This is a genomic window from Methyloceanibacter sp. (assembly GCF_050728395.1).
Classification (GTDB): domain Bacteria; phylum Pseudomonadota; class Alphaproteobacteria; order Rhizobiales; family Methyloligellaceae; genus Methyloceanibacter.
This window is the reverse complement of record NZ_JBOHJB010000063.1, coordinates 1-18193: the sequence shown is the minus strand read 5'-3', so window position 1 is coordinate 18193 and position 18193 is coordinate 1. Positions and strand designations below refer to the sequence as shown.

The 18193-nt window shown below is 63.2% G+C and carries 19 protein-coding genes and 1 tRNA gene; 8 read left to right on the top strand and 12 right to left on the bottom strand.

What is annotated here, in order from left to right:
• Window positions 1-459: 4-hydroxy-tetrahydrodipicolinate synthase (dapA, locus tag ACREC7_RS11730; protein WP_431555870.1), on the bottom strand; the 459-nt coding region annotated here is incomplete at its 3' end.
• A 384-nt stretch (window positions 460-843) separates the two neighbouring features.
• Between dapA and ACREC7_RS11725 the strand changes: the two genes are divergently transcribed.
• Both ACREC7_RS11725 and ACREC7_RS11720 read left to right on the top strand, forming a co-directional pair.
• Entirely contained in the window at window positions 844-3345 is a 2502-nt protein-coding gene (locus ACREC7_RS11725; RefSeq protein ID WP_431555868.1) for a transglycosylase SLT domain-containing protein, read from the top strand.
• A 98-nt stretch (window positions 3346-3443) separates the two neighbouring features.
• A complete protein-coding gene (locus tag ACREC7_RS11720) occupies window positions 3444-4328 on the top strand; it encodes an alpha/beta fold hydrolase (protein ID WP_431555867.1) in 885 nt (294 codons plus the stop codon).
• Between the two features lie 12 nt (window positions 4329-4340).
• Here ACREC7_RS11720 and ACREC7_RS11715 read toward each other — a convergent pair whose 3' ends face one another.
• Both ACREC7_RS11715 and ACREC7_RS11710 read right to left on the bottom strand, forming a co-directional pair.
• Window positions 4341-5348 carry a hypothetical protein gene (locus ACREC7_RS11715; RefSeq protein WP_431555866.1) on the bottom strand — a complete coding sequence of 336 codons (1008 nt, stop codon included), beginning with the start codon at window positions 5346-5348 and terminating at the stop codon, window positions 4341-4343.
• Window positions 5349-5516: 168 nt separating this feature from the next.
• A complete protein-coding gene (locus ACREC7_RS11710; protein ID WP_431555869.1) occupies window positions 5517-5666 on the bottom strand; it encodes a DUF3096 domain-containing protein in 150 nt (49 codons plus the stop codon).
• A gap of 260 nt (window positions 5667-5926) precedes the next feature.
• On the opposite strand from ACREC7_RS11710, the gene ACREC7_RS11705 reads away from it, so the two are divergent.
• Window positions 5927-6625 carry a TerC family protein gene (locus ACREC7_RS11705; RefSeq protein ID WP_431555865.1) on the top strand — a complete coding sequence of 233 codons (699 nt, stop codon included), beginning with the start codon at window positions 5927-5929 and terminating at the stop codon, window positions 6623-6625.
• On the opposite strand, the gene ACREC7_RS11700 is transcribed toward ACREC7_RS11705, so the two are convergent.
• Complete coding sequence (locus ACREC7_RS11700) at window positions 6570-7727, bottom strand: glycosyltransferase family 4 protein (protein ID WP_431555864.1); 1158 nt, start codon at window positions 7725-7727, stop codon at window positions 6570-6572. The genes ACREC7_RS11705 and ACREC7_RS11700 overlap by 56 nt on opposite strands.
• A gap of 92 nt (window positions 7728-7819) precedes the next feature.
• On the opposite strand from ACREC7_RS11700, the gene ACREC7_RS11695 reads away from it, so the two are divergent.
• Window positions 7820-8851, top strand: a complete 1032-nt coding sequence (locus tag ACREC7_RS11695) for a glycosyltransferase family 2 protein (protein WP_431555863.1) — start codon at window positions 7820-7822, stop codon at window positions 8849-8851.
• Here the strand turns inward: ACREC7_RS11695 and ACREC7_RS11690 are convergent.
• The 4 genes from ACREC7_RS11690 to ACREC7_RS11675 all read right to left on the bottom strand — a co-directional run bounded on the left by ACREC7_RS11690 (window position 8830) and on the right by ACREC7_RS11675 (window position 12718).
• On the bottom strand, window positions 8830-9606 hold the full coding sequence (locus ACREC7_RS11690; RefSeq protein WP_431555862.1) for an ABC transporter ATP-binding protein: 777 nt from the start codon (window positions 9604-9606) through the stop codon (window positions 8830-8832). The genes ACREC7_RS11695 and ACREC7_RS11690 overlap by 22 nt on opposite strands.
• 8 nt (window positions 9607-9614) lie before the next feature.
• A complete protein-coding gene (locus tag ACREC7_RS11685) occupies window positions 9615-10490 on the bottom strand; it encodes an ABC transporter permease (protein WP_431555861.1) in 876 nt (291 codons plus the stop codon).
• A 116-nt stretch (window positions 10491-10606) separates the two neighbouring features.
• The gene (locus ACREC7_RS11680; RefSeq protein WP_431555860.1) at window positions 10607-11626 is read right to left on the bottom strand and encodes a YihY/virulence factor BrkB family protein; all 1020 of its coding nucleotides are present in this window, start codon (window positions 11624-11626) and stop codon (window positions 10607-10609) included.
• A 219-nt stretch (window positions 11627-11845) separates the two neighbouring features.
• The gene (locus ACREC7_RS11675) at window positions 11846-12718 is read right to left on the bottom strand and encodes a hypothetical protein (protein WP_431555859.1); all 873 of its coding nucleotides are present in this window, start codon (window positions 12716-12718) and stop codon (window positions 11846-11848) included.
• A 314-nt stretch (window positions 12719-13032) separates the two neighbouring features.
• Between ACREC7_RS11675 and ACREC7_RS11670 the strand changes: the two genes are divergently transcribed.
• Window positions 13033-13122, top strand: a tRNA-Ser gene (locus tag ACREC7_RS11670).
• Between the two features lie 89 nt (window positions 13123-13211).
• Here ACREC7_RS11670 and ACREC7_RS11665 read toward each other — a convergent pair.
• Entirely contained in the window at window positions 13212-13448 is a 237-nt protein-coding gene (locus ACREC7_RS11665) for a hypothetical protein (RefSeq protein ID WP_431555858.1), read from the bottom strand.
• Window positions 13449-13924: 476 nt separating this feature from the next.
• Between ACREC7_RS11665 and ACREC7_RS11660 the strand changes: the two genes are divergently transcribed.
• A complete protein-coding gene (locus tag ACREC7_RS11660) occupies window positions 13925-14677 on the top strand; it encodes a vWA domain-containing protein (protein WP_431555857.1) in 753 nt (250 codons plus the stop codon).
• Between the two features lie 82 nt (window positions 14678-14759).
• Here the strand turns inward: ACREC7_RS11660 and ACREC7_RS11655 are convergent, their stop codons facing one another.
• Complete coding sequence (locus ACREC7_RS11655; RefSeq protein WP_431555856.1) at window positions 14760-15239, bottom strand: pentapeptide repeat-containing protein; 480 nt, start codon at window positions 15237-15239, stop codon at window positions 14760-14762.
• Between the two features lie 325 nt (window positions 15240-15564).
• Window positions 15565-15837: a hypothetical protein gene (locus ACREC7_RS11650; protein ID WP_431555855.1), complete on the bottom strand. Its 273-nt coding sequence runs from the start codon at window positions 15835-15837 to the stop codon at window positions 15565-15567.
• A 167-nt stretch (window positions 15838-16004) separates the two neighbouring features.
• Here ACREC7_RS11650 and ACREC7_RS11645 point away from each other — a divergent pair, with 167 nt between their 5' ends.
• Together ACREC7_RS11645 and ACREC7_RS11640 are read left to right on the top strand one after the other, a co-directional pair.
• The gene (locus tag ACREC7_RS11645; protein ID WP_431555854.1) at window positions 16005-17057 is read left to right on the top strand and encodes a methyltransferase domain-containing protein; all 1053 of its coding nucleotides are present in this window, start codon (window positions 16005-16007) and stop codon (window positions 17055-17057) included.
• A gap of 34 nt (window positions 17058-17091) precedes the next feature.
• Complete coding sequence (locus tag ACREC7_RS11640) at window positions 17092-17766, top strand: aquaporin (RefSeq protein ID WP_431555853.1); 675 nt, start codon at window positions 17092-17094, stop codon at window positions 17764-17766.
• A 61-nt stretch (window positions 17767-17827) separates the two neighbouring features.
• Here the strand turns inward: ACREC7_RS11640 and ACREC7_RS11635 are convergent.
• Window positions 17828-18193 (bottom strand): hypothetical protein (locus ACREC7_RS11635; protein WP_431555852.1); only part of this gene is annotated, 366 nt, incomplete at its 5' end.

The window sequence follows — 18193 nt, the reverse complement described above, 5'->3', positions numbered from 1 at the left end:
GAACAGGCGCGCCATGGTCTCGACCGACATGTCGACGATGCTGCGGCCGGGAATATTGTAGATGATGATCGGGATGTCGGCCGCGTCGTTGATCGCCTTATAGTGGAGATAGAGGCCCTCCTGCGTCGGCTTGTTGTAATAGGGCGTGACCACGAGCACGCCGTCGGCGCCGGCGTCCTTGGCGTAGCGGGTGAGCGCCACGGCCTCAGAGGTACAATTCGAGCCGGTGCCGGCGATCACCGGCACGCGTCCGGCGGCAGCCTCGATGCACAGTGCGATGACGGCCTTGTGCTCCTCATGCGACAGCGTCGGCGATTCGCCCGTGGTGCCCACAGGGACGAGGCCGTGTGTGCCCTGGTCGATCTGCCAATCGACGAGCCTCTGGTAGGCGCGTGCATCGACCTCGCCGTTGTTGAAGGGCGTGATGAGGGCCGTGATCGAGCCTTGGAAGGGCGGCATGGGCACGAGAGTCTTGCTCCTGACGGTGAAAGAGTGAGCTTATGGGCTCAAAAAATGACGGCGGGCAATAGGGTTTTGGCATTCGGGCGGCAGGATCAGCCGCCTTGCCAAGGCCTCTCGGTTTTTGCGCTCTTTCGGCAACAATCAGTGCGCATCCCGTTTGGCCGGCATCGTCCTTTGGCGCGGCTTAAACGCATATTTTCATAGGCTTAACCGTCGTTTGCGGGCGATTGCTGCCACGCCTCAAGTCATCTTTCCGCCGGATTTTTTCAGACATTGTTGAGTTTGGCAGGCTAGTATAGCGCCTTCGTCGCGGAGCCCCGGCTTAGGGGGAAATCCTCGCCATTTCATGGCGGGATCGCGCACCCGGACCGATCGACGAGAATGAAACGCTTAAACGCGACCATATCACTATTAGTATTCTGCGCGTTGTTCGTCCTGCCGGTCCTGGCTCCGGGGCCGCTGGCGGCGAAGACGCATGCCAGCAAGCCGCACGCCAAACCCGTGGCGGCGAAGACCGTCAAGACCGCCAAGCCAGCGACCAAGGTTGCGAAGCCGGCCGTGGTGCCGTTGCCCGACCGGAACCCCAATCGAGCGGTGGCGACAGCGGCCGCGAGTCCAGAGGCAGAGCCCGCCGACACCACCGCAGCGATTGCCGAGCAGCCGCTCCCGCATGAGGTGCCGGAAGCGTCTGCCGCCCAGAAGGAGGCAAAGGCCTCAGGCATCCCGGTGCCCGACCGCAATCCCGAACGCGCGTCCGACGCCACGTCGGTCGCCGCACCGGATCCAGCGATCCTGGCGCCGGTTCCCATTGCGAACGCACCCGCACCGAAGCCTGCGCCAAGCGGCGCCTATGGGGCGATCCTGAAGCCGCTGCTCGATTATCAGCTGAGCTCTTCCGACGCGGCCAATCTCAAGGATGCCTTGGGCGCGAGCTTCAGGGGCGACGACCGCGGCTCCCATCAAGCGGTCGAGAAAATCACGGACGGCGCCGCGCGCAAGCTTGCCACCTGGTTCGAATACCGGAATGGAGACTTCGACGCCTCCGCCGAAGCGATCGAAAGCTTCCGCCTCGCCAATCCAATGTGGCCGGGGCAAGAGGAGCTTCGCGAGCGCGCCGAGATCGCCCTTTTCCTTGCCGATACGAGCCCGGAAAAGGTGCGGGCCTTTTTCGGCAACTCCGCGCCGCTGACCGGAGCCGGCAAGGCCGCTCTCGCCGGCGCCTTCATGAAGGAAAACAACGAGCCCGCGGCGCGCGAGCTCGTGGTCTCGGCTTGGCGCGACTATCAGCTCAATCTCGCGGTGGAGAAGAAGATCCTCGCCCGCTACGGCTCCATGCTGACCGCTGAGGACCACCAGGCCCGCATCGACAAGCTGCTCTTTCCCGACAACAAGGCGACCGCCGAGGTGGCGCTTCGCACCTCGAAGCTGCTTCCGGCCGCCGAGCAGAAGAAGGTCGCCGCCCGCATCGCCGTGGTCAAGCGCGGGGCAAATGCCGGCAAGCTGCTCGATGCGCTGCCGGCGAGCGCGACGGCCGGCGACATCGGCCTCCTCTACAACCGCATTCAATGGCTCCGGCGCAAGGACCGCGACCAGGAAGCCTGGAAGATGCTGCTCGATGCGCCGAGCGAGCCCGACAAGCTGATCGACCTCGAAGGCTGGTGGAGCGAGCGGCGCCTCAATTGCCGCATCGCGCTCAATTCCGGACAGCCGCGCATCGCCTATGAAATCGCCGCGCAGCACGGTCCGATCTCCGGCGATGCCTATATCGAGGCAGAGTTCCTCGCCGGCTGGATCGCCTTGCGCTTTCTGGGCGAGCCGGAGACGGCGCTCGGACATCTCCTGGCGCTGCGCGCTGCGGCCAAGGGCTCCAAGAATCTCGCTCTTGCCGAATATTGGCTTGGCCGCACCTCGCTCGCGCTCGGCGACAACGGTCAGGCGCTGGTGCATTTCCACGCCGCGGCAAAGTATCCGCAATATTTCTACGGCCAGCTCGGGCGCCAAGCGCTCGACGCGAGGCCCGCCAATCTCGCGGTGACCCCGACGCCGAAACCGACCGACGCCGAGATCGAGAGCTTCCTCGCCAACGATGCGGTGCGCGCCATCGGTATCGCCAATACCGCCGGCATGAACGGCGTCACGTCGCAATTCTTCCTCTCGCTGTCGCGCAAGCTGACGAACCCCGGAGAGATGGTGCTGCTCGCAGAGTTCGCCAAACAGTCCGACAGCCCGCAGGTTGCCCTCAAGCTCGCCAAGATCGCTTTCAATCGCGATCTCCCCATGGGCGACTATGCCCTTCCCATCGGGGTCATTCCGCCGTTCAAGAGTCTCCTCACCGACCGCGTCGATCCCGCGCTCGTGCACGCGCTTTCGCGTCAGGAGAGCGAGTTCAATGCCGGAGCGAAAAGTCCAGTGGGGGCAAGCGGGCTGATGCAGCTGATGCCCGGTACGGCAAAGGCGGTGGCGAGACAATACAAGGTGAAGTTCGCCCCGGGGCAGCTCACCGACCCCACCTATAATGTGCAGCTCGGCGAGGCGCATCTTCGCGAACTGATCGACAGCTATCGCGGCTCCTATTTCCTGGCGCTCGCGGCCTACAATGCCGGAGGCGGCCGGGTGCAGGACTGGATGAAGGCGTTTGGCGATCCGCGCGATCCGCGCAACGATCCGGTCGATTGGATCGAGCGCATCCCCTTCACCGAGACCCGCGACTACGTGAAGAAAATCATGGAGACGTTGCAGCTTTACCGCTCCCGGCTCTCGGGCAGCGATAAGGCGCTCCAGCTCGTGCAGGATCTCAATCGTGGCCGGAGGGTTGCCACGACGAAGGCGGCAGACGCAAAGCCGGAAGCGAAAGCGCCCTTGAAACAGGCAAAATCAGAGTAGGCTCGCAGCGGTAGGCTTGCTCGCACCGGAAATCCGGTAAAAACTAGAGCAGCGCGATTGCTCACCCTTCGACCCGCTCCCAAGGCGCCAATCACGACATGTCCGAGCTTAATGGCGAGCTGTGGCGAGACCTCTACTACGCGTCGTTCGACGATTTGCGGCTGCATGTGCGGCACTACCCGGTGACGGACGCAAAGGTAAGGCCGGTGGTCTGCCTGCCTGGCCTCACCCGCAATGCCCGCGATTTCCACTATCTCGCAAGCTATCTGTCGCATCATCCGCAGCGTCCAAGAGCCGTCTATTGCGTCGACTACCGGGGCCGCGGCGGCTCGCAATACGACCGCGACTGGCGCAACTACACGCCGTTCATCGAGCTGATCGACGCCCTCGACTTCATGACGCTGCAAGACCTGCACGAGGCCGCCATCATCGGCACCTCGCGCGGCGGCATCATTGCCATGATGATGGCGGCGCTTCGGCCGACGGCCATGGGCGTCGTCGTGCTCAACGACATCGGCCCAGTGATGGAGACCACCGGCCTTGCCCGCATCATGGGATATGTCGGGCGCACCAAGGTTCCACGCAGCTGGGAGGATGCCGCTCTCCTGCTCCGCGAGATGAACGAGCGCAACTTTCCGGCCATCGAGTCATGGCAGTGGGAGGAGATCGCGCGAGCGGTGTTCAACGAGAAGAATGGGCGCCCGGCGCAAAGCTACGACCGGAAGCTCGCGCGTTCGTTCGGCACCATCGATTTGCGGCACCCTCGGGATCTCTGGCCCCAATTCGTCGCCCTGGGGCAGTTTCCGGCGCTGGTCATCCGTGGCGCCAACTCCGATTTGCTGAGCGGCGAGACCGTCGAGCAGATGGTCGAGCGCCATCCCAATCTGCGCACGCTCACGGTCCCCGGTCAGGGCCACGCGCCGGTGTTGAACGAGCCCGAGACGGTCGAGGCCATCGGGACGTTCCTTGTCTCGAACGACTAGGCTTGCCGGCCCTTAGTTGCTGTCGTGCGGGCTGCTCGGCGCGATCTGCGGAAGGGAGCCGGTGGCCGAGCCGTTGTCGGTTCTGATGATCTCCTTGATGCGCGGGACGATCGCGGCGCCCGCACCGCTGGAGACGTCAGCCTCTTTCCATTTGATGTTCTCGGAGGAGGAGAACAGCTCGGGCAGATCGCGCTTGAGCTGGTAGGACACCGCCACGGCAGTGCCTTTGTCCGGCGCCACGCCCTCGATGGTGACGGCGAGCCCGGAAAGCGCGATCTTGCCCGAGTCGAGACGGCTCAAGGCCCGCAGCGAGGCTTCCACCGCATCGTCCCAGCGCTTCGGCGCGCCGGAGGCGAGCTGGAGCTGGTCGTCGAGCATGGGACGCTCGAACAGGTGCCGCGACAGTTCTTTCAGATCCTTGCGGCTCTCATCGCTCGGGACGCTGCCGGTCAAGACGAGCGCATTCGGCCCTAGCGTTGCCGCGAACACGAAGGGATCGACGAGCGGCGGGCGAACATGGTCGCTCAAGACCGTGAGACCGGTCGGCATCGGCCCGGCCAGCGCCTTCTTCACCTCGGCATAGTCGGGGGCGCTGCGCGCTTCGCCGTCGACCTTGAGGCCGGCATTCAGCAGGCGTGTCGATCCTTGCTTCAGATGCGAGAGCTGCTTAAGCCCAAAGCTCACGGCGCCAAGCCATTGCTCTCGCGGCGGGCCGCCTTCGGCGATTTTGAGACGATCCTCGACCTCAAGATCGGCGAAGTGGGCCTTGACCATGCCGAGCACCGTCCGGCGGTCCTCTTCCGAGGGCACCAGGCCGCGCAGCCGCAGCATCGAGCCGCTGCGCGACGCCGACCAGACATAGGCCTTCTTCTTGGACTGGTCGCTTGCGTCTTGACCGGCGTACGGCGACGCCTCGGCGAGGACGGCCGGCGGAGCGTCGCCGGCATTTGGGCGGGCGAGTGCGCCAAGCGCCGCGATCAATGTCAAGGACAGGACCGCGCCCTGATAGAGCCTGGTCACGCGAGGCGTCGATGCGCGCCTAGCGAGGTTTGCGGCGTGCCAGCGCAGCAGGAGTCTCTCCCTTGGTCTTGAACGTGAAGCGGGAACTATAGGTCATCGGACTGGATGGTTCCAGGTCGTCCTTGCCAAAAGTGCGTTACCGACTGCAACCCGATGCCTTGCGAAAGCCTACATATTGAAGTGATGCGCAAGCCCGAGGACGCCGATTACGATCAGATAAATCGCAACGACGTAGTTCAACAGTCGCGGCATGAGCAGGATCAGGATTCCAGCGATCAGGGCAATAAGCGGATTGACCACCTGCACATCAAGGCTCATCGATTCCCCCATTGTGAGCTGAGCAAAGACTTCGCCCGATTCGTGAGCTTGGGCGGCCGCCAGCATAGTGGGTTGTCCCTGCCGGAAACAAGGGCAAGAACAAGGCATTGCCCGAGATAAAGTCGCAACGGCCTCCTTCAATCCAGGGGCGAAAGACCTATATGTGTCTTGTCCTTGCCGCTTTTCGCGGCAAAAGGTTAGGCACGAATTTGCCGGAATCAGCATCCGGGCAAATGCGCGCGCGGGGGCAGAGCAGCAGCATGACCGTCGAAGATCCTGGCTTCTGGCTCGCCGTCGTACAGATCATTTGGATCGACATTCTGCTGTCCGGCGACAACGCCGTGGTCATCGCGCTTGCTTGCCGCAAGCTGCCGCCGAGCCAACGCATGTGGGGCATCGTGCTCGGCACGTTGGTTGCCATCACCCTCAGGGTCGTGTTCACCGGCGTCGTCACCCAGCTGATGACCGTTCCCTATGTCAAGCTCGTCGGCGGCGTCCTGCTGTTCTGGATCGCCGTCAAACTGCTTGGCGGGGAGGAGAACGGCCGCGAGGGGCATGTCGAAGTCGCCGACAATTTGTGGAAGGCGATCAGGATCGTCGCCATCGCCGATGTGGTGATGAGTCTCGACAATATCATCGCCGTCGCCGCGGCCTCGCGCGGAAGCTACGCGCTTCTGATGTTCGGCCTTGCCGTCAGCATCCCTCTCATCATGGCGGGAGCGGCCATCGTCATTGCGCTGCTCGAGCGCTTCCCGGCGATCGTCTGGGCTGGTGCCGCGTTGCTCGGCTGGATCGCGGGCGAGATCATCGCCGGCGATCCGTTGTTCACCCAGCATTTCGACGCCGCCACGGCGCACACCGTCAAGCTCGCCGCGGCGACCGCCGGCGCCGCTCTTGTCCTGTTTATCGGGATGGTGCGGCGTCGTTTGACGCGGCGGAGCGCGCCAGATCGGGTTTGAAGGAAGAGCGCGCGAGCTTGTGCCGGCTCGACCGCCGCAAGGCTGCCGCCGACAGCAGGATCTCGGCGATCTTCGGCAAGGTGGCGCGTAAGGAGAACGACTCTTCCACGGTTTGCCGCGCTGCCGCGCCGAGCGCGGAGGTGAGATTGGTATTGCCGCGAAAGCGTTCGAGGTGTGCGATCCACTCCTCCTCGGTGATGGCGAAGAAGCCGTTCACGCCTTCCTTCACCACGTCGCAATTCACTCCCACAGGAGAGGCGACCACCGGCCTGCTTGCCGCCATGTATTGCACGAGCTTGTAGCCGGACTTGCCGTACTCCCATGCCCCTTGCGGCAACGGCATGATGCCGACATGCATGCGTTGCAGGAGATCGGCTTCCCTTGCCTCCGACCAGGACTGGGTCTCGACGTTGGCAAGCGGCAGGAAGGAGGGTTCGGCGCCGACGAGAAGCAGGCGGGTGCCCTCCTTGGCGAGGACTTGCTTGAGCGCGCCCTTGATGGTGTCGAGATAGGGCGCGGTCTCAGGCGTGCCGATCCAGCCGATGGTGAAGGGCTCGGCTGGAGGCAGCGCCGTCTGCCGATAGCGCCGCAGGTCCACCACGGTCGGGATGCACGTCACGGATGTGGCGCCGGCGTCCTCCGCCCAACTCTGCAGGAACTTGTTGGCGACGATGACGAAATCGGCGCGCTTGGCCAGCCGTTCGAGCTTCTTGCCGAGGGTCCAGCGCACGAGCGGATTGGGGGACCGGCTGTAGCGTAAATGCCAGGCATCGTCGTAATCGACGACCAGGGGAAGCGAGCCGAGCACGGTCCGCCCCACCCACCCCGGAACCCAAGGCAGGACCTCCTTTTCGATCCAGACGACGTCGAACTCTCTCGCCTTGACCAAATAGTGCAGGCGCTCGGAATAGAAGGCAAGGACGCGCCCGAGCGAAGGGCGGCGGCCGTCGTAAAGTTCTTTCAGATAGACATCGTCGAGGAATGGAGCTGGATGGACGTCAATCTCGTACTCGTCCAGGCCGGCGAGATATTGCAAAAAGCGCAGTCGGCTGCTTGCGCCGGTGCGGCCATAACGCGTTAACAAAAGGACTCGCAGTCCCATCCGGACAGTCCAGGTCCCCGCCGATTCTGAAATGAGACTAGTACGGATTAATCCTGCAAGCTATAGGCGAGTGGCAGTTGGTGGAGCGCAACGTGGTTGAGTCGAGCGCGGCCTGGGTTCGCGTGATTATCGTCAATCACAATGCCGGCCCGCTGTTGCAGAATTGCATCGATGCGCTCGCGGCGCAAACCGTTGCCGACTTCGAGGCGTTCGTCGTCGACAATGATTCGACCGACGGCTCGGCCACGGCGTTGCGGCTTCCCGACGACCGCTTCAGGCTACACCTCGCCCATGCCAATCTCGGCTTCGCCGCCGCCAACAATCTCGCCGCGGCGGACGGCAAGGCGCCCTGGGTCGCCACGCTCAACCCCGATGCCATTGCCGGCAAGACCTGGCTCGAAGAGCTGCGCAGCGCCACTTTGCGCCATCCAGGCGTCAGGATGTTCGGCTCGACCCAGCTCGATGCGCGAAAGCCAGATCGGGTCGACGGCTTCGGCGACGTCTATTCCGTCTTCGGCACGGCGTGGCGGGGGGCGTCTGGCTCGCCCGCCGGCGCGTTGCCGCCAGACGATCGCGAGGTGTTCGCCCCGTGCGCCGCTTCTGCCCTCTACGCGCGCGACGCCTATCTCGCGGCCGGCGGATTCGATGAGAGCTTCTTTTGCTATCTCGAGGACGTCGATCTCGGCTTTCGCCTGCGGCTGCGCGGCGAGCGCTGCGTTCAGGTCCGCCGCGCCGAAGTCAAGCATTTCGGCTCGGTGAGCGCAGGCGAAGACAGCGACTTCTTCGTCTTCCACAGCCAGCGCAATCGGCTTTGGGTTCTCGCCAAGAATGTCCCCTCCCCGTTGATCTGGCTGGTTGCGGCGCTGCAGATCGTCGTGGTGCCTCTCACCGTGCTGCGGCGGGGCCGGGGCAAATGGAGGACGGCGTTCAAGGGGGTCGCCGCCGGCTTGCGCGGTTTTCCGGCAGCGTGGCGCCGCCGACGAGACGTGCAAAGCGAGCGGATGGTGTCGAGCCGGGATATGGCGCGCATGCTCGTTTGGGATCCGCGCAAGGCGCTTCGCCACGCTCCCCAATTCATGACGGCGAGATCGCCGCGCGCTTCTCAGGCCGCCAAGGAGGTATGATAGAGCTCGAGCACCTCGTTCACGCTGCCCGTGGCCAGGATGCGTCCGGCTTCCATGAGGGCGGCCCTGGTGCAGGTCTTGCGCAACAGCTCCTCGGAGTGCGTGGCGACGACGACGATGCCGGCGGCCTCGGCGAGCCTTAGCAACCGCTCGTTCGCCTTCTCGATGAAACTCGCATCGCCGGCGCCGAGACCCTCGTCGAGCAGCAGAATCTCGGCCTGGATCGCCGTCGATATGGCGAAGTCGAGACGCGCCCGCATGCCGGCCGAATAGGCGCGGAACGGCATGTCGATGAACGGCCCAAGCTCGGTGAAGGCGATGACGTCATCCATCCGCTTGCCGATTTCCTCTTTGCTAAGGCCGAGATAAAGCCCGCGCAGCTCGATGTTCTCGCGGCCGGAGAGCTCGGGATCGATGCCGAGGCTCCCGCCGAACAGCGATGCGGTCTTGCCCACCACCTCGACCCTGCCCGACTCAGGGACATAAATGCCGGCGAGCACGCGCAACAGCGTGCTCTTGCCGGCGCCGTTCCGTCCGACGAGACCGATCCGCGTGCCGTGCTCGATGGCGAGATCGATGCGATCGAGCGCACGGATCGAGACGCGATGGCTTGCGTCGGTGCTGATGCGGCCGGCCGGGTCGCTGCGCACGCGACCGCCGGTGACCACCGACATGGCGCGCCGCTTCAGCGAGCGGCTGCGCGCGTCGTAGATCGGGAAGCTGACGGTGACGTTCTTGAGGTGCACCGAAACCATGGGCGGCCTCACAGCCAGTAAACGATGCGGTTGCGGAAGCGGGAGAAGAACAGCAACGACACGACGAACCCCACAGCCGTCATGGCCAAAACCACCGTCCAGACGAAGAGCGACGGCGCCCTGCCCTCCAAGGGCGCGCGCATGATCTCGACGAGGTAGTAGAAGGGATTGAGAAGATAGAACAGCTCACGCCCCGGAACCTGGTCCGGCCGCCACAGGATCGGCGTCAGCAGGAACATCATCTGGGTGATGGTCTGAACGATCGGCGGGATATCGCGGAACCTGGCGGAGAGGGTGCCGAGAAGCATGCCGATGGACATACCGTTGATGCTGACGAGGATGAGGCCGGGGACGACGAGCAGCGTCTGCCAGCTCGGCCACAGTCCGTAAAGCAGCGCGATCAGCACATAGATCAGAAGGTTGTGGGCGAAGATGATCAGATGGCGCCAGATCGTCTGATAAACGTAGATGCTGAGCGGCGCTTGCAGCTGCTGAATGATCGGCCCGTTGGCGATGAACACCGTGCAGCCATCGAGCACAAGCTGGGAGATGAACTGCCAGGCGACGAAGCCGAAGGCGACATAGGGCAGGAAGCTGGCGGTTCCGCCTCCCACCAGCGGACTATAGATGAAGCCCAAGCCGAGAATGAAGGCACCGAGGCTGATGGTGATCCAAAACGGGCCGAGCACGGAGCGCCGGTAGCGCTTCCTGATGTCGAACAGGCCAACCGTGAGCCAAAGCTCCCGATAGTCGCGCCACCCTTGCCACAGGTCGCGAAGGCCTCTCACGCCGGGGAGCGCCGGATCGATCGTTTGCACGAGGCGAGAGCGTTTCCGCCTCGCACGATCGAGCGCGGCCTGGCTCGCATTTGACTGCGCATCCATCGCTGCCGTCTCACCCACTCCCTCTCGTCTCACCGCTCATAAGCCGGAATCCGAGCCTTGGCACCAGTCTAAACGGGATTTGTGGCGACACGACCCGAAACCAAGAGGGGCGGAATTCAGGGCGCCCCAGGCTTGGCCTCGTCGCTTTCGACAATGGGACGGGAGGGCCGCGTGTCGCCGCCAGGGCCGCCGGCAACATGGTCGGCAACGAAGGCGCCGCGCTTGCCGGGCGGCCGCGGTGGTCCGGAGGTCGTGTCCATGGCCGTCTGCAGTTCGAGCTCGGCGTTGATCTCGGCGCCGAGCAGCACGATGTAGAAGGAGATGTAGAGCCAGAACAGGAGAATGATCACCGCGCCGAGCGAGCCATAGAACCGGTCGTAATGAGCGAAGTTGGAAACGTAATAGGAGAAGGCCGCCGAGGCGATCAGCCAGACAACGGTGGCGAAGGCGGAGCCCACGGTGACCCAGTGCCATTTCGCGGCGCGGCGGCAGGGTCCATAGCGGTAAAGCAGCGAGAGCAGGCAGAGGATGAGAAGTGCCAAGAACGGCCAGCGCCCGATCTTTACCAAGAGCTCGAAGGCGTGGGAGTAGCCGAAGAGCGCGAACCAGATCGGTACATAGAAGATGGCCAGCATCATCATCACGCCGCCGAGAATGCCGACGAACGTGAAGGTGAAGGCGCTGAAATAGAACTGGAACAGGCTTCGCCGTTCGGGCTCTTCGTAGGCGATGTTGAGCGCCGCGAACAGCGCCTGGGTTCCGGCCGTGGCGCTCCAAAAGGCAAGGGCGAGGCTTACCGCCAGGCTCCAGCCGAGGGTCTGGCCGGATGCTTCGACGAGCCTACGGACCTGGTCGATGACAATGTCGTAGGCTTGCACCGGAAGCACATCGGCGAGCGCGCCGAATTGCTGTTCAACCGTAGCCGGATTGGCTGTGAGGCCATAAAGGGCAATCAGCGCCGAAAGCGCCGGGAAGATGGCGAACAGGGCGAAGAAGGCGCAGCCGGCGGAGACCACCGAGAGATTGTCGCGTCCGCTTTCGGTCCACACTCTCTGGACAACCTGCCACCAGCCGCGCAAGGGAATGTGGTAAGGGCGCCTCGCATCGCGGCCATAAGGGTCTGGCTTGCGGCTCATGTTGGGGAGAACATCGCGAAAGACGGCCAAGGAAGCGAATAATGCTGCCTTGCCGCTGCCATTTCCAGCCCTAACGGCCGGAAAACGGTGGTTAAAGGATGGGTGGCTCGAACTAGAACTGCGAGTGTATTGACTGCGGCGTCACGCTCCCGGCTCGGCGGCCTCTCCGCTTGCTCAGCACTTCTTGGGGCCAGGCCGCTCCTTAAACCGGTTGCAATGTCAATTTGCGGTGCCGGCGCCGGTCGCCGGCCCAGGGACGGCCTTGGCCGCCGCCGCCGCGGGGGGCGTGGATGCCGCTTGTGGAGGCGGGGCCGACTGGACATAAGCATTGATCGCGGCGGTCACTTTTTCTTGCTGCCCAGGCGGGCATTCGAGCTGCTTAGGGGTGAGGGCCTTTGGGGTTTCGTCGGCGGTGCTGGCCGCGTCGCCACCCTCTTCGCTGTAGTAATCAAGCAGAGCCTTATTGGCTGGCGGTCCCGCTTTCTTGGGTTTCGCCGCGTCGGCGCCCTCTTTGCCATAGTAGTCGCGCAACGCGTCGGTGGCTGCGGATCCCGATTTGCCGGCATCGGACTCCGTGGAGTCGGCAACGGACTCTGTGGAGTCGGCAACGGACTCTTTGATCTTGAGGTTGCCGGAAAAGTAGGCGGTGGCAAACATGTGCAAGGCCTGGATGAACATCATCTGTTCCGAGGTCCAGCCGTGCAGCTTTTCAGTCCGCATCATCGCTTGGAAATTCGCATCTTTCAGCTTCATGAGCTTGCAGACCTCGGCATAGGCCGAGCGGGTGGCGACGCGGATCACTTTGCGCGCATCATCGATCGGAATGAGAAATTTGTTGGGATCCGATTTATCCAGTTTGACTTGCCCATTAGGCCCTCCCGGCACTTTGTCGGGAAGAATCGAGAGCGCAAGGGTCGACACTAGGCTCACGGCGCTGTCACTGAGCCCTTTGGAACCCCCTTGCTCTGCATCTGCTGGCTTAGTGCGGTTGCCAAGCTCCTCGGCAACGTAGTGGACGCCGGTCTGATCAGCGGCGTCAAGCGGTGCACCGGCCAACAGCGTGAGCGCTGCCGCAAGTACGGCTCCGCTCATTTCAATCCACGCAACTCGCATTGATTGCTCCTCTCCCTGCCGTGCCGGGAAGCTAAGCATACCCAAGAGTCATCGCAATATCAGAACGGGGCAGAACTATGACCCCTTTCCCTTACGCTTGCGCCTGTTGCTACCGGTGAGAGAGGCCACAATCCCCCGCAAAGTATCTGCGCGCATCTTCTCTCAGGCCGGCAGGAAGCCGCGGCAGCAATCGTTGACGCGGCGCTGCTGAGCGCCCTAGAGGAATTGCGTCGGTACCAACTCGGTACCATCTATGCAAAGCGCGTAATGAATATTGCAGCGAAATCAAAGTAGGATGGGTGGCCGAGCGGTTGAAGGCACCGGTCTTGAAAACCGGCAGGCGCGCAAGCGTCTCGAGGGTTCGAATCCCTCCCCATCCGCCAGACACGCTAATTTTCAAGGCTTAAATGTCTGTGGTTGGTGTCAGGCCCCAATGCGCCCCCGCCGTCCCTACCCCCGCGCCGTCGGCCGGCTAAACGATCCAGCCTAACTCGCGCGCCTTCGCGCTCGCCGCTTGGTACGCTGCGTCGAGGAGAGTGCGATCCTTGGTCGGCCTGCAGCGCAGCAGGGTTAGGTGCTGGGCATGACCATGCGCGAGCATTTCTGCGCGGTCCGAGGGCTTCGTGTAGAGCGCGTAGTACCGTGTGGCAGGGTCCATGACGATAATGATATCGCCATCGACTTCTACATGGAGAGCGGTTTCGCTCATCGGGACCTGTCCTACAAGCCCAACTCTTTTCACCTAACGCCAATCTAGATGATCTAGTTCAACTCGCGGGCCTTTTTGTTCGCCCTTGTCATGCGCCGGATTTGCACGAATACGTGTGGCTGACAGGCTTCCTTCGACCGATCGGCGGCCTCAATCCGCGGGCCGACTATCCTCCGGGCTCTGGTTCCTTCCTGGCACGAGCCGCTCAAAAATGTGCATCGCGGCAAGTGGGGCACAGTCGCGGGCTCCCAAGCATGCTAGCTTCAGGCCAAGGCTCCCCTCGAAAAGAGCCTGAAGAGCACTATTTCCCCGAGCCCCGGCGCCGATCTTGCGCCGGGGCTTTTCTGTGGGGAATCGGCGATGCTGCCCAGCATTTTCGCCGGCCAACGTGTTGCGACGATCCAGCGACCCCAGACCCCCTATGCTGCGCCGGCTTTTTTGCTAATGTTGCCTCTGCGCAGGGGGAGAATTGTGCAATGGTGTCGGGTCGTTGTGGCATCGCGGTTGCTGTTTGCATGGTCAGGCTGGTGGCAATCGTCTTTGCGGTGCTCCTGGCTGGCACGCTTTCCGCATCGCGCTCGGAGGAAAAGAAGCCCGCTCCTTGCACCGAGGATGCGGTGGTGGTGTTCGACGCCTCCGGATCGATGTCAGGCAACCAGACGCTTGGCATCCCCAACTCGAGAGCCCGTATCGACGAGGCGCGGTCGGCACTTGCCCAAGTGCTGCCGAACGCCACCAAGTTTCGCAAAGTGGGCCTGGTGACCTATGGTCCGGGGCCCTACAATCAATGCAACGTCAAGCTCGATCTCAAGCCGACGGCGAACGCCATGTTCCCCATCATGAGCGCCGTGAATTCGCTCGTGCCGGCGGGCCGTACGCCGCTCACGCAAGGCATCGAGACGGCCGCCGAGGCGCTCGACTTCCGCGCCAAGCCGGGCGTCGTCGTGGTTCTTACCGACGGCGAGGAAACCTGCGGCAGGTCGCCTTGCGAGCTCGCCAAGCAGCTGCACGCATCCGGCTACAAACTGACCATTCACATGATTGCGTTTCGCTACGAGAGCTTCTCGTGGACCGGATCGAGCAACGTTCTCGACCTCATGTGCGTGGCCCAAGAGAACGGCGGCCTCTACATCAAGGCCAACGACGAGGACCAGCTGGTCGAGGCGTTGGAGAAGACGCTCGACTGCCCGATGGTCTCGCAAGCGCCGTTGCAGCAGCAATTGCGCTGAAGCTCGCCTCGCCGGACGGATCGACCGGCGATCGACGGGTATGGGCTACAACATTGATAAATAAGAATAATATGGCCGCTGTCTAAGCGGTCTGTAGCGGGCCGCCGACGAGCCACGACACTCTGTCTGCGGTACTCTTGCGAGGGCGTGGCGCGATCGGGGTGACGGCGGGCGTCTCTTCCACCACCACCGGCTGCGGAACGAACTCAGCCCGGGGCGCCGTCCAGGACTTGGGCGCTGCGAGTTGCGGCGGCAGGAGGGTCGAGGCATTGCCTCCGCCTTCGGCAAGCTGGGGTTCGGTGAGGTTGCGCGCCTTCGACAGGTCTGCGCCACAGAGATTGGCGCCGGCAAGCTTGGCCCCGGCGAAGTCGGCGTGGTCGAGCACCGCCTCGCTCAAATCCGCATTGGCGAGGTTGGCGCCGTCGAGTCTCGAATCGGTGAGGTCGGCGCCGGACAGATCCGCGCTTTCGAGATTGGCTCCCGACAGGGTGGCAAAGCGCAAGGACGCCCGGCGCAGCCGCGCCGAGGCGAGATTGATGGGGCCGCCATTCATCGGGCCCATCTGCCGCTCGCCGACGCTCAAGAAAAGTCTGGTGAGATTGGGGACGATAGAGGGGTGCTGACGCCGCCAAGCGTTCCAAGCCCGAGGGCCGCGGCGCAAAAGGTCCACATGGTCAGAATCTGCTGACACACCACTCACGCGACTGGAGACAAACTGAAGACTGCTGTCACCCTAAATCACGGCCAGCGTTTTCCGCAAGCGTCTTGCGGGTCATCGTCGCAAAATTGACTCGCGTGATGACCGCAAAGTTACACGGGGAGAGCGGAAAGAGTCAGGACCGGCGAAGTCTCGCTCCGCCGGTCCCGATCTGTGGCCGCGCCGCTTGCTAGTAGCGGTAGCGATAGTTTCTGCCGTAGCCGTAATAGCCATAGCCATAAGGCCGATAATAGTAGCCGTAGGGCCGGTAGTAAGGCCGGTATCCGTAATTCGGATAGTAGCCCCGGCGGCGATAGTAGTAGTAGGCCTTTTCGACGGCCCCGTCCGCGACGGCAGACCGATCGACAGAGAGCGTCGGCATGGCGGCCTGGGTCTGGCCGGAAACGGCCAAGAACCCGAGGCTCGCGAGAACGGCGCTCAGCATGATTGGGAGGTGACGCATTCGTTTCTCCTTGGTCAGACTCCCTCGGCTGATCAATCCTAGGCGTCCTTGCGCCTGCCCGCAATGGACTGCCGAATCACAAGGGAGTGACTTGGCCCAACGTAGTCTTGATTTCCAACGGCGTAGCCTGGAGAGTTGCTTCGCCGGTGCAAGTCGAGGAGCGAACCATGCAGCTCGAACTGGTCAAAGATTATTACGGAAAACTGCTCAAAAGCTCGAAAGACCTAAAAACGTCGGCGTGTTGCGACGGCGCTGAATTGCCTCCTTACCTGCAGCCGCTGCTCGCCAATGTCCATCCCGAGGTCGTCGCCAAATATTACGGCTGCGGCATCGTCGTGCCGGCCGAGATCAAAGGCCGCCGCGTGCTCGATCTCGGCTCCGGCTCAGGCCGCGACACCTACATTCTGGCGCAGCTCGCCGGACCTGACGGCGAGGTCGTCGGCGTCGACATGACCGACGAGCAGCTGGCAACCGCCAACGCCCATCTTGACTGGCATCGGATGCGCTTCGGCAACGGGCGCAGCAATGTGCGCTTTCTCAAGGGCTATATCGAGAAGCTCGATGAGCTCGATCTTGCCCCTGAAAGCTTCGACGTGATCGTATCGAACTGCGTGATCAATCTCTCGATCGACAAGCCAGCGGTGTTTCGCGGCGCCCACCGGCTGCTGAAACCCGGCGGCGAGCTTTACTTTTCCGACGTCTATTGCGACCGGCGCCTGCCCGACGGCGTCAGGGCCGATCCAGTGCTCTACGGCGAATGCCTCGGCGGCGCGCTTTATTGGAACGACTTCCTGCCGATGGCCAAGGAGGCGGGCTTCCTCGACCCGCGGCTCGTGACCAGCAAGCCGATCGGCATCACCAACGAGGCGGTCAAACAGAAGCTCGGAACAGCAAAATTTTTCTCGGCCACCTACCGGCTGTTCAAGCTCGATGGGCTCGAGACGGCTTGCGAGGATTACGGCCAGGCGGTGATCTACAAGGGAAGCGTCGCCGAGCAGCCCGACGCTCTCGAGCTCGACGGCCATCATCTCATCGAGCGCGGCAAGGCGTTTCCGGTGTGCGGCAATACGTGGCGCATGCTGGCCGATACCAGATTCCGCCCGCATTTCGATTTCATCGGCGATTTCTCCACCCATTACGGCATATTCCCCGGCTGCGGCACGTCGATCCCCTTCGCCTCAACCGAGGCGGCAAAGCCGAGCGGCGGAAGCTGTTGCTGATCTCGGGGACCGCACCAAGCCGAACGGGGGGATCATGGAAAGTTTCGACCTCGCGCGCCGGCTGACGGCCGAGGCCCTCGGCACGACGCTCCTGGTGGCGGCGGTGATCGGCTCGGGCATCATGGCCGACAAGCTGTCAGGCGGAAATGTCGCTCTCGCGCTCCTCTGCAACACGGTCGCGACCGGCGCTATTCTCGTGGTGATCATCACCATTTTCGCGCCTGTCTCCGGCGCCCATTTCAACCCGGCGGTCAGCCTGGTGATGATGATCAGGGGCGAGATCGATCGGCGCGACGGCCTTCTCTACATGCTGGTGCAGATCGCGGGCGGGTGTCTCGGCGCCCTGTTCGCTCATGTGATGTTCGGCCTCGACCCGATTCAGCTCTCCACCACAGCGCGCACCGGACTGCCGCAATGGTTCGCCGAGTTCGTGGCCACCTTCGGGCTCTTGATCACCATTCTCGGCTGCATCCGCTTCAGACCAGACGCGGTCGCCTTAGCCGTCGGCCTCTACATCACCTCGGCCTATTGGTTCACGGCGTCGACGTCCTTCGCCAATCCCGCGGTGACCATCGCGCGCTCGCTGAGCGATACCTTCGCCGGCATCGCGCCGTCCGACGTGCCGGGCTTCATCGTGGCGCAGATCCTCGGAGCTCTGGCGGCGGCCGCGCTCGGGCATTGGCTGTTCGCCAAGGCGCGGGTCACCTGAAAAGCGAAGAGCCGCCCGGAGGCGGCTCTCACTCAACACAGGCGCCTATCCCTAAGCATCCTCAGCCGCTGATGCGCGCGGTCCCAGAGTGGCCGTCATTGCGCACCCACGTCACTTTGCTGCCGTTCAGCGTGAGCTTGTAGCAATAGGTTTGGCCGTCCATCCAACTCGTCCATTTTTGGCAAAGCTGGTCGTTCTCGACCCACCATTTGCCGCGGTCGGCGGCGCCGTTGCCGGTCGAGAAGCTCGCGGCCACGGTGCCCATGGTGCCTTTCATGCGGCCGTTGGCCGAATAGACGATGGGCAGCTCGAACCCAGAAACGTTGAGATAAACGGTCTTGCCGCTGATGGCCTGACGCAGCTCGTCGCCGGCAAGCGTAATCGATTCGGCAGTGGCCGGAAGCGCCGGTCGGGCGCGGCATTGCGC

Excerpts from the sequence above, each read along its gene's own strand:
- ACREC7_RS11690 (WP_431555862.1), bottom strand. The coding sequence starts at position 9,606 with ATGGTTTCGGTGCACCTCAAGAACGTCACCGTCAGCTTCCCGATCTAC.
- ACREC7_RS11700 (WP_431555864.1), bottom strand. The coding sequence starts at position 7,727 with ATGGGACTGCGAGTCCTTTTGTTAACGCGTTATGGCCGCACCGGCGCA.
- ACREC7_RS11725 (WP_431555868.1), top strand. The coding sequence starts at position 844 with ATGAAACGCTTAAACGCGACCATATCACTATTAGTATTCTGCGCGTTG.
- ACREC7_RS11705 (WP_431555865.1), top strand. The coding sequence starts at position 5,927 with ATGACCGTCGAAGATCCTGGCTTCTGGCTCGCCGTCGTACAGATCATT.
- ACREC7_RS11720 (WP_431555867.1), top strand. The coding sequence starts at position 3,444 with ATGTCCGAGCTTAATGGCGAGCTGTGGCGAGACCTCTACTACGCGTCG.
- ACREC7_RS11685 (WP_431555861.1), bottom strand. The coding sequence starts at position 10,490 with ATGGATGCGCAGTCAAATGCGAGCCAGGCCGCGCTCGATCGTGCGAGG.
- ACREC7_RS11645 (WP_431555854.1), top strand. The coding sequence starts at position 16,005 with ATGCAGCTCGAACTGGTCAAAGATTATTACGGAAAACTGCTCAAAAGC.
- ACREC7_RS11710 (WP_431555869.1), bottom strand. The coding sequence starts at position 5,666 with ATGAGCCTTGATGTGCAGGTGGTCAATCCGCTTATTGCCCTGATCGCT.
- ACREC7_RS11680 (WP_431555860.1), bottom strand. The coding sequence starts at position 11,626 with ATGAGCCGCAAGCCAGACCCTTATGGCCGCGATGCGAGGCGCCCTTAC.
- ACREC7_RS11665 (WP_431555858.1), bottom strand. The coding sequence starts at position 13,448 with ATGAGCGAAACCGCTCTCCATGTAGAAGTCGATGGCGATATCATTATC.
- ACREC7_RS11655 (WP_431555856.1), bottom strand. The coding sequence starts at position 15,239 with ATGGGCCCGATGAATGGCGGCCCCATCAATCTCGCCTCGGCGCGGCTG.
- ACREC7_RS11675 (WP_431555859.1), bottom strand. The coding sequence starts at position 12,718 with ATGAGCGGAGCCGTACTTGCGGCAGCGCTCACGCTGTTGGCCGGTGCA.
- ACREC7_RS11660 (WP_431555857.1), top strand. The coding sequence starts at position 13,925 with ATGGTGTCGGGTCGTTGTGGCATCGCGGTTGCTGTTTGCATGGTCAGG.
- ACREC7_RS11640 (WP_431555853.1), top strand. The coding sequence starts at position 17,092 with ATGGAAAGTTTCGACCTCGCGCGCCGGCTGACGGCCGAGGCCCTCGGC.
- ACREC7_RS11650 (WP_431555855.1), bottom strand. The coding sequence starts at position 15,837 with ATGCGTCACCTCCCAATCATGCTGAGCGCCGTTCTCGCGAGCCTCGGG.